Below are 10090 nucleotides of genomic sequence, written 5' to 3'. Positions count from 1 at the left end.
TCTCCGTCAAGCTGAACGCGCCCATCATGCGTCGAAATATTCAGCACTGAGATACGGTCGTGCCGAGTCGCATACCGAATTGATGGTTATCGTTTGGGATAGGTCGCCCTCAGAAATGTGGGCGAAGTGGTCTAGCGCCATAGCTAGCGGCGTCATGATTGCCCGGCGGAGAAACCACCATCCTAGGGCGGCCGCTGCGACTCCTCCAACGAGCACCGACAGATAGATCAACCGCAGGGTTGCAAACCGCCGGTCATTTTCCCTGTTCTGACGCATGGCATCTTCAAGCTGGTAGTCTTCGAGCTTCCGCATCGCGGTGCTGGCACGCTCGTAAGCAGTAGGGACTGCCTCTCCCGCGAATCGGACGATCGCGGTTTGATCGCGCCGATCGATCGCCGCAGCGAAGCCTTCGATAGATTTGCGCAACTGAGTACGAGCATCAACTGCGGTCTTAGCCAGAATGTCCTCGTCGCCGTCTCGGGGAATGTCGTCATACTTTCGATACCATCCGTCGGAATCTGTCAACGACTCGAAGGCTTTTGCGCGAATGCCCGTCGCCGCGGGGTTGTCGCGGTCGAGCGCATAGTGATCGAGCAGGATACGCGCTCGGTTCATTGACCTGTCTGAGATGCCTAATGCATAGACGGCGGGCAGGCTGCTAAGACCGACGTCCTTCGCTGATGCATCCATTTGCATCATCCCGAAGATGCCCAGAGCAACGGACATTGTCAGTAGGATCCCGAGGAAGATCATTGTGAGCGTGAGGCGCGCTTGAATCGTCAAGTTCTTCATTCTTCAATTCTGGGTTACGTTCGCATGTGAGAAACGGGAAGAGATGGCGCATGCCGCGATACCGCGCCTTGCACTTCTAATGTTGTTATCGACACTGCAAACCGTCACTAAATGCCTTTTCTGAGACATATCGTATTTTTTTAGTTGCTAATAGACCTGTCTAATAATTTACGAAATCTATGCAGGGTTTATGAAATGGTAAAGTCGACGGGCGCTTGGGTCGCTTTATCTTTCGACAGTCGGAATAAAACTGAGGCTGCTCCGTTATCTTTGCGTGGTCAAACGCCGGGATAGGCCAAGGTATGCTGACTTTTTCATTCGAATGATTTACAACATGTTTGCGTCGTTGTGCACTCGCCGTTAGATGGATTGGTGCGCACTACTTCTGCAGGAACACTTCGCTTGCGCAGAGCAAGAGCATTCGTCACTATGCGCAGTATTGACTACGCTCCGAAGCAACGTACCGCTTCGCTGGAAAGCACGAAAAACGCAGATGCCGTTCGAGCCGTGCCACTGCGTTTGGCCCGGAAGTGGTTTGCTGACCGCGGAGTTGTGGATAGCGGCCGCTTTCGGTCGTGGGCCGCTGCGAGGGTCGCTGATGATCTTGCCTTAAGTGCTGGGTACCCACCAGCCGTGCTCTGGAGGGGAAGCCGCGAACTACACATCGCGCGCTACTTCCGCCGTAAACTGGAGGAATCACACCATGTGGTTGCGTCCGCGTTGGCTGCACCGCGAGCGTTCTAGCAGGACCACGAACCACAAAACGCCAACGGCTCCAGACCTAGAACGTCTCTGGAGATCGGCGCCGGTATCTATAGAGTGGGATACCTTAGCAATCGCCGCGTTTGCTGGGGATCGGCAGCAATATGAACTGCTGCTGGCGCACATCGCATGTTGTCTTGAGCACTGCTTTTCCCACTTCGTGTCCCCGGGGCTGGTTGAAGCGGCCGTAAATGAGACTTTGACGGCAATCCACCGGAAGCGACACACGTATCATCCATCGGATGCGTTCGAGCGTTGGGCCATCGCAATCGCGAGATACAGACTTTCGTCATATACGTGAAAGATATTTTGCGCTCGACGAGGCGTCCTCTGCGCAAAGCGAATAGTTGTTCTGCGTAGGTGTGGCTAAGAAGTAGCGGTAGTGACAATCTTCTATTCAGCGCTTGATCTAAGCTGACCGCTGATGGCACCACGGATTCAAGAGGGCTGGAAAAAAGCCGGCTGCTCGGTAAAGTAGGTTCGCTCTTTGAGAGGACTAACCGACAGACACCAAAGGTCTTTTTAATAGCTGCACCTCTTGTCCAGTCTCTACCGATTCTAGCGGGTGCGAGGAGATCGATCTTGGACCGTGAGCGCTTAGCAGAGTTTTCTTGTGCGCATAAATGGGCCCGCAGCGAATTGGCGATAAGGTTATTGGCTGGAGCTCACAACGCTAGCGGGGAATCTCTCCTTTTAGCGGCCAACATCAACGTCGCCGCAGTCTCCGCGCCGCGAATTACGCACGGGCGGCAACCAATTTTGATGTGGCAGTGGTTGCCTTAGAACTGGCTCCGGCGAAAAATCTTAGGTGGTTCAGAAAATGTACAAACTAAGTACGCGGGCATCGCAGGCACTTCTATAACTGACAGTAAGATGGATGAACAACTCAAGCAAAGCGCCCTCGCATATCACCAGAATCCCCGCCCCGGCAAGATTTCGGTTACTCCGACCAAGCCGCTATCCAACCAGCTCGATCTCTCGCTCGCGTATTCGCCGGGCGTCGCGGCCGCTTGCATGGCGATCTACGACGAACCGCTCGACGCGCAGAAGTACACGTCGCGCGCGAATCTCGTCGGCGTCGTGACGAACGGCACGGCCGTGCTGGGACTCGGCAACATCGGCCCGCTCGCGGCCAAGCCGGTGATGGAAGGCAAAGGGTGCCTGTTCAAGAAGTTCGCGGGCATCGACGTGTTCGACATCGAGTTGGCTGAAACCGATCCGGACAAACTCGTCGATGCGATCGCGATGCTCGAACCGACGCTCGGCGGCATCAATCTCGAAGACATCAAGGCGCCGGAATGCTTCTATATCGAGAAGAAGCTGCGCGAGCGCATGAAGATTCCCGTTTTCCATGACGATCAGCACGGCACGGCGATCATCGCTTCGGCGGCGATTCTCAATGGCCTGAAAGTGGTCGGCAAGAAGCTCGAGGAAGTGAAGCTCGTCTGCTCGGGCGCGGGCGCGGCGGCGATCGCGTGTCTGGATCTGCTCGTGCATCTGGGTTTGAAGAAGTCGAACACGCTCGTGATCGATTCGAAGGGCGTGATCTACGAAGGCCGCGGCAATCTGGATGCGTCGAAGGAGCGCTATCAGGCGTCGACCGACGCGCGCACCCTCGCCGATGCGATGCACGGCTGCGACGTGTTCCTCGGCTGTTCCAGCGCGGGCGTGCTGAAGGCCGAGATGGTCCAGACGATGGCCGACAAGCCGCTGATTCTCGCGCTCGCGAATCCCGAGCCGGAAATCCGCCCGGAAGAAGCGAAGCGCGTGCGTCCGGACTGTATCGTCGCGACGGGCCGTTCGGACTATCCGAACCAGGTCAACAACGTGCTGTGCTTTCCGTTTATCTTCCGCGGCGCGCTGGATGTCGGCGCGACGACGATCACCGAAGAGATGAAGCTCGCGTGCGTGCGCGCGATCGCGGAACTCGCCGAAGAGACCGATCAGGGCGATGAAGTCGCGAAGGCATACGAAGGTCATTCGCTGGAATTCGGTCCGGAATATCTGATTCCGAAGCCGTTCGATCCGCGCCTCATCATCAAGATCGCGCCGGCTGTCGCGCAAGCCGCGATGGATTCGGGCGTGGCGACGCGTCCGATCAAGGACATGGACGCGTATCGCGAGACGCTCGGCGCGACGGTGTATCGCACGGGCATGGTGATGCGCCCGGTGTTCGCGGCGGCGAAGGCGGCGCCGGCGCGCATCGCGTTCGCGGAAGGCGAGGACGAGCGCGTGCTGCGCGCCGCGCAGTTCGTGCTGCTGGAGAAGATCGCGAAGCCGATCATCATCGGGCGTCCGGCGGTCGTCGAGATGCGTCTGCAGAAGATGGGCTCGAAGCTGAAGCCAGGCGTCGATTTCGAGATCGTGAATCCGGAAGACGATCCGCGTTATCAGAAGAGCTGGCAGGCGTATCACGAGATCGCCGCGCGTCAGGGCGTGACGCCCGAAAGCGCGAAGGCCGCGCTGCGCAAGTTCAACACGCTGATCGGCGCGATTCTGGTTCATACCGGCGACGCGGACGGGATGATCTGCGGTCTCATCGACACGTATCAGGATCATCTGAAGTTCATCGATCAGGTGCTCGGCAAGGCCGAAGGCGCCAACAACTTCGCGGCGATGAACTTGCTGATGCTGCAAGGGCGCAATCTGTTCATCAGCGACACGTACGTCAATGAGACGCCGACGGCCGAACAACTCGCCGACATGACGATTCTCGCCGCGCGCGAGATCGAGCGTTTCGGCGTGCAGCCGAAGGTCGCGCTGCTGTCGAATTCGAACTTCGGCAGCGTGCCGAGCGCATCGGCGAGCCGGATGGCCGAAGCGCGCAAGCTGATCGCCGAGCGCGCGCCGGATCTCGAAATCGACGGTGAAATGCACGGCGACGCGGCGCTCTCGGAAGCCGTGCGCAAGGCTTCGTTCCCCGGCACGACGCTGCATGGCGAGGCGAATCTGCTCATCATGCCGAACGTCGAGGCGGCGAACATCACGTATAACCTGCTCAAGATGGTGAGCGGCGAAGGCGTGACGGTCGGGCCGTTCTTGTTGGGTGCCGCGAAGCCGGTTCATATCCTCACGCCGGCGGCGACCGTGCGTCGGATCATCAATATGACGGCGGTGGCGAGCGCGAATGCCGCCAAGTGAGCAAAGTTGATATCATTACTTCGTGAGCGGAGCCCGCGACCAGTCCCTCGTCGAGTCCCCCTTGGTCGCTAATCCCGTTCGGCTGCTTGTCGGACTCATCGACACCTGCGACCGGAGCCGCTCGAGTCTCGACCGCCAACGCCTGCTTGCGGCCGATATTGAACGCCTACCGGCCGTTGATAGCCGGAGCGCCGCCATTGGGAGGGGATCACTTATTCAATGAGAGCTTGCTAGCGGCCCGTGGAGGGCGTTAACAAAGGCGTCGCCGAGCAAACGACGACTCGCTTTGCGCCTCGGGTGAGTGCCACGTAAAGGTGTTGCGCAGTCATGCGCTCGGGCTCAAGAATGACCGCGACGTCAGCCTCCAGCCCTTTCAGAAGAAGGGTGCTTCCAACGGCGCGCCGACCCAATGGTCGACACAGTTGACGGTTTCGCTCACGGGCCTGAATCGCCGCGCCAAAGAATCCTCCTTTGCCTCCGGCAGCTCTTAGCGCTGAGATACAGCAGTGCAGCACTTCCGGCCGGTAGACGCGTGATTCGCGTTGATCCGCGAGGGACAGGAGCAAGTTAATGGAGGTCGTGTGGCTGGGGGCCGCCAGGAATGCCAGTGCTGCGGCTTCTGCTGGAGTCGCGGGCGTGCGGGCTCGGCCGCAACGTATCGTTTCGACTCGCCTGAGAAAGTTGGCAGCACCCACTCCTGTCATCAGAGAAGTCGCGAACTCGGCTATTTGGCGCAGCGCGTTGGGACTTGCCAAATCGAATTCGCGGGCGAATGCCACCAAGTCTTTCAGGTCGACTGCCTCGACGGAAGTGGCGCCCGGCGTCTGCATGGCGAGCTGATGACGACCATTTACATTGATGGCGTCGCCAATGACGAGAACGCGGCCCTCTCGGTTTGGCGCTTCTGTCCGGGCTGCCACCAGCCGCTGCTGCAGTTCCGAGCCCTGGGTTAGTTGAACCCAATGGACTCCGTCTGGCGCTTCACGCAGGTCCACAGGATGGCCAGCCTGTAATGATGCGCGGGCTTGAAGTAGCCAGATGCCCAGCGCGTCCATGCCTGCGAGTCGCCATCGCCAAGGCGTCTGCAGTGAGCCGATAGGCGGGAACACAGCCTGGGCCTCATGCTCCCAGTGGACCAATGGATCGCGAAAGCCGAATATCGCCTGCATTGGGTCACCAAGGATGCAAGTGGGAAGTGCCTGCGCGATGGAACACACGATGGCGTGCTGCGCGGTGTTGCAGTCTTGATACTCGTCGACCAGCAAACGCGAATACGTGGACGTTATGGGGTCGGTGATGTGACCGGCGCGCAGGAGCCGTTGCACGGCACCTCGGACAACAGGGTAGTCGGCGTTCGGGTTGGCCAGTTCGAGAACGCGCGCGTCGAGGCCCGCGCGGAGCGGAAACTTCACTGCTAGCCGCATCGCAAAACCGTCGATGGTCGACAGCCTGTACGCTGAGCTAGCAACTAAGCCACGCTGCAGCCTAGCGCGTAGAGCGGCGACTCCAGCGTTGGTGTGCGTCAGCACCAAGACCGGCTTGTTGTCCGTGTGCTGAGTTAGCGCGTCGGCGATGAGCTGGGTCTTGCCGCATCCTGCTGGCGCGGTAACTGAGCCTAGGCGCGCCTGAAAGATGTCGATTTCAGGCGGCGGCACGCGTCCACCCCCATAGCTGGTTCGTAATCTCGACGAAGCCCGACTCTGCATTCGCTATGTGAGGGCCGACGACGTCCTTGGCGATTGCCTCGAAACCGCTCACTGTCTTGAACCAGCCGTTCTTGCTGTTGCGAGCGGCAAGTCCGAGCAATGCTCGGCTTGCAGGTGTATAGCCGCCATTCAGCCGTTCAGCCTCGATGGCATCTAAGGTGAGTTGTCCGTTTGATTTAGACTTGATGTGCTCGGCCATGAGCTCGCGGCCGACCATCTCGTCTGCCTTGTTCAGCAACGCGTGCACCGCATCATTGCTTGAATGTCGGAACAGCTCGTCCTCAAGTGCCAAGCCGGGCCGCCACGTCAGGTACTGGCCACCAGCCGCCAGGAACCTCTCCACGAGTCCCACGGTTGAAACAGGCTTGTCCGCATCAATGAAGACGAGGACGCGATAGCCCAACTTCAGGAACGCCTCACCACGTGTGAAGCATTGGTCCGGGCTTCCTCCGCCTGCATCCACATATGAGCCTCCGTGGGCCAAGAATGACGTCGCGCCGCAGTGGACCCACCACTGGTCCATCCCGCGAGCAAATCCTACCTCGCTGGCGCCTTCGCAGACGATGACCGACTTGGACAGGAAGGCCTCGGGTGCTTTGCGCAATGACCCCTGTATGCCGTCGTCCGTACCAGCGCGCGTGGCCGTGTGGGCGCCAGAACGCCGACGGACGACAAAAAGCTGGTCGCCAGCGAGCTCCCTGAGCGTAACCGGTGAATGGGTCGTCATAAAGACCTGCAGCGGCTGAGTCGCGTCCTTCACTCCCAGTGAGTCGAGCAGTCGCATGAGCCGGTGCGGCTCAAGTCCGTACTCAACTTCGTCTACTAAGGCGACGGTGGCTGCCGCCGCTGCGGCCCTTTGCAACCCGGCGACGAGGAGCCGCCCCGAACCGGTGCCAAGCGAGCGCAGAGGAATGCCGGCGTCGCTATGGAGCGCGATAGCACCGTCTCCAATCGATACCGAGTGAGCGTCAAGCAGCGCCTGAGCGCTCGCACCAACGGCTACGCCGAGGCCGATAGCTGTCTGGGTGACCACTTGCAGGGTCTGGGCGAGCTGAGGGCCAGCCTGCGTGCCGAAGGTGGCCCGGGCGGCACGCGCGGCTGCCGCCAGTTCCGAGCCAAGGTTCGCGCGCTCTTCCGTGAGCCGATTCAACACCGAGCCCCTTGCCCAGGAAAGATTTGTGTTTGCGTAGGTCCCGATTCGGGCTGGTGCGAGAAGGCTGCGGTCTTTCCAAGCCAGAGACCGTTCGAGTTGCTGGTGGGCCGCTCGCTCGGAATAGAGCGCCCAACTCGGCTCCAGGTCGCCGTTGACCTCGAGTTTCAGCGTCAGAACCGTTTCCAGACCAGCGCGCGGCTCGTCTTCAAGCTGCCCGGTGCCGAGATCGAATCCGCGAAGGAACTCTCCGTAGGTATCAATGTTCTTCAGCGCGTCCGGTAGTGCGCCGAGCGTGACTGCAATCACGATGGTCCGGTTGACGTCCAGGCCGAAGAAGTCTGTGTCACCGAAAGGCGCGCTTCTCCGCGCTCCAAGGCATAAGTCGATCGCATCGAGGATGCTCGACTTGCCGCTGTCACCCGGACCAATAAGGCAGTTCACGCCGTTGGATGGTGCCCAATCTAGCGTCCTTATCGAGCGGAAGTTGCGAATTTTTAGGCGACGGACGCGCGTCATGTTTCCTCTCAGTTGGTCCGGCAAATAGTCCAGGGCCACGGAAGCTGTCCACGAGACCCATCTCGCTACTCGCGCGTACTAATTCGGATGAGAAACTCATTCGGCATCGACGCGGGCCGAGGCGTCGCGCGATGTTTTTTATAAGTCTAGTGTGGCATAGTGCGTCGATTACCGGTAAGGGGAAATCGATGGTGACGCTCAAAGGATTGCAAGACAAAATCGCCAAGCTTCAGGCGCAAGCCGAAGCGATCGCAAAGAAGGAGTCGTCGGCGGTCCTCGGCAAAATTCGTGACTTGATGGAGAAACACGGCCTGACGCCTGATGATATCGCGGCCCATTTCAGTAAGCAAAAGCGAGCCGCCGGTCGCAAATCCGCGGCCGCAACTAAATCAGCAACGTCGGGCGTGGCCAAGTACGTCGATCCGAAGACCGGGGCGACATGGACTGGGCATGGACGCGCGCCGGCATGGATCGCAACTGCGAAAAATCGCGACAAGTTTCTCGCCAGTGCAACCAGTCAACCGGCGGCAGTTGCTGAAAGAAAGCCGAAAGCGGGCGACTACGTGCGCGGTCCGCAAGCGCCAAAGTATCGCGATCCGGCGAGCGGCGAGACGTGGAGCGGTCGCGGTCGTGCGCCTGCCTGGTTAGCCGCAGCCAAGGATCGGACGCAATTTCTGATTGAGAAACCAGAGCTTGCCTTAGCGAAATCTGAGTCGGCACCACCTGTCAAAAACGCGACGAAAAAGGTTGCCGGGAAGAAAGCGGCGAAAAAGACTGCATCCAAGAAGGCAGCTGTTAAGAAAACGCCAAGCACCAAGTCAGCAAAGAAGGCTGTTAACACAGCGTCCTCGACTGGCAAGAAGGCCGCGCTGGCGACCAAGAATACGGCGGCTAAAAAGGCGCCCGTGAGACGTGCGTCGACCAAGCAGGTTGCGGCGAAGAAATTGATAGTTGCCGAAGCACCTACGCCCGCCGTCGAACCGAATGTATCGGGCGTAGGGACCTCGGTGTAGAGCCTGCAAATCATAGATCGACGGAAGGCGGGGGTCCGATTGAGCCACCGCTTTGTTGCCTTGATGAGGCGTCACTCGAAGCCTGTTTTGTCCCGTGCAGATCTTTGCATTGCAACCGCCGTTCGGACGTCCAATGGCGGGCCGTCGTGGCCGTCCCTTCTTGGCCTGGTCGAGGCGGTGCCGCCCCCATGCGCTTCCGAAGAACGGTAATTGAATGGAGGCGGGAGGCCTGGTCCAACGAACTGGCGGACGACCTCGATCGCCCCTTCATTTTCGGACCAGGCCCATGCGGTCTCCGATCTTCCGCCGCATTGTGCGATTGGCGTCAAGTTTCACTTTTGATGGCACGGACGTCGGACGCTTTCGGGTTATTGTTACTCCGCCGCGATCGTCGTGACGGCCTTACTAAGAAACTCCAATGAAATCAGCCCTGTCTGATTTCATTTATGCTGGCATCGCACAGGCTGAGCGAGCCACCGGCTCGGCGTAGGCCGGTACGGAACCTGGCGGCGCAGTGCATTCCCCTCGCGGACCTGCGGATGGTCGAAATGCCATTTAGGTCGAGCAGCATTCCGAGCTTCGACATAAGCCGCATGGATCTTTCATTGGCTACGCCAGCGTTGGACACAATCGCGGGCAACTGAAGCGACTCGAACCCGAAGCGGATTGCGGCTGCGGCGGCGTCGGCGGCGTAACCTAGGCGCCAGAAGGGCCATGCAAATACGCCAGTCGATCTTCGCCGCGTCGGTGATTAATCGCGACGCTTTCAATAGGTGGCGGCCTTCGGACGCGCCTTTACGCAGCACCTTTTTTCGGGGCAAGCCGAAGCCCGCGATCGTGCAAGTGGAAACCCGGCTCGCTCACTAATTCGGTGACGACTAGCCCGGCCGACTTGAGCCAGTGCGCTTCGCTTAACGGACATTCGCCTAGCAGGTTGCTGAAGTACCGAGGGTTCATGTCATCGTGGAAGTGCCCTGATGCGTTGATATTAGACCCCTTACTTGCCC

Annotated in this window: 6 protein-coding genes and 1 pseudogene; 2 read left to right on the top strand and 5 right to left on the bottom strand. The window is 59.4% G+C overall.

What is annotated here, in order from left to right:
* Nucleotides 1–24: 24 nt before the first annotated feature.
* A complete protein-coding gene (locus tag AWB76_RS37975) occupies nt 25–792 on the bottom strand; it encodes a Tar ligand binding domain-containing protein (RefSeq protein ID WP_061165221.1) in 768 nt (255 codons plus the stop codon).
* A 1635-nt stretch (nt 793–2427) separates the two neighbouring features.
* Here AWB76_RS37975 and AWB76_RS37970 point away from each other — a divergent pair.
* On the top strand, nt 2428–4695 hold the full coding sequence (locus tag AWB76_RS37970; protein WP_061165220.1) for an NADP-dependent malic enzyme: 2268 nt from the start codon (nt 2428–2430) through the stop codon (nt 4693–4695).
* Nucleotides 4696–4925: 230 nt separating this feature from the next.
* On the opposite strand, the gene AWB76_RS37965 is transcribed toward AWB76_RS37970, so the two are convergent.
* Together AWB76_RS37965 and AWB76_RS37960 are read right to left on the bottom strand one after the other, a co-directional pair.
* Complete coding sequence (locus AWB76_RS37965) at nt 4926–6350, bottom strand: UvrD-helicase domain-containing protein (RefSeq protein ID WP_082864634.1); 1425 nt, start codon at nt 6348–6350, stop codon at nt 4926–4928.
* On the bottom strand, nt 6337–8109 hold the full coding sequence (locus tag AWB76_RS37960) for an ATP-dependent nuclease (protein ID WP_244173698.1): 1773 nt from the start codon (nt 8107–8109) through the stop codon (nt 6337–6339). Before AWB76_RS37960 ends, AWB76_RS37965 begins: the two co-directional genes overlap by 14 nt.
* 149 nt (nt 8110–8258) lie before the next feature.
* Here AWB76_RS37960 and AWB76_RS37955 point away from each other — a divergent pair, with 149 nt between their 5' ends.
* Complete coding sequence (locus AWB76_RS37955) at nt 8259–9083, top strand: H-NS family nucleoid-associated regulatory protein (protein WP_061165222.1); 825 nt, start codon at nt 8259–8261, stop codon at nt 9081–9083.
* A gap of 424 nt (nt 9084–9507) precedes the next feature.
* Here AWB76_RS37955 and AWB76_RS43200 read toward each other — a convergent pair.
* Both AWB76_RS43200 and AWB76_RS41940 read right to left on the bottom strand, forming a co-directional pair.
* Nucleotides 9508–9783 (bottom strand): annotated as a pseudogene (locus AWB76_RS43200) (GNAT family N-acetyltransferase); the annotation flags it as partial.
* Between the two features lie 95 nt (nt 9784–9878).
* The coding region (locus tag AWB76_RS41940; protein ID WP_208606664.1) for a hypothetical protein at nt 9879–10090 on the bottom strand (212 nt) is incomplete at its 5' end.

It is taken from the genome of Caballeronia temeraria (assembly GCF_001544795.2).
GTDB lineage: Bacteria > Pseudomonadota > Gammaproteobacteria > Burkholderiales > Burkholderiaceae > Caballeronia > Caballeronia temeraria.
Note: the sequence above shows the minus strand (reverse complement) of the source record. Positions and strands in the feature narration are given on the sequence as shown.

Coding starts and splice junctions, on each gene's coding strand:
- AWB76_RS37955 (WP_061165222.1), top strand. CDS start 8,259: ATGGTGACGCTCAAAGGATTGCAAGACAAAATCGCCAAGCTTCAGGCG.
- AWB76_RS37970 (WP_061165220.1), top strand. CDS start 2,428: ATGGATGAACAACTCAAGCAAAGCGCCCTCGCATATCACCAGAATCCC.
- AWB76_RS37975 (WP_061165221.1), bottom strand. CDS start 792: ATGAAGAACTTGACGATTCAAGCGCGCCTCACGCTCACAATGATCTTC.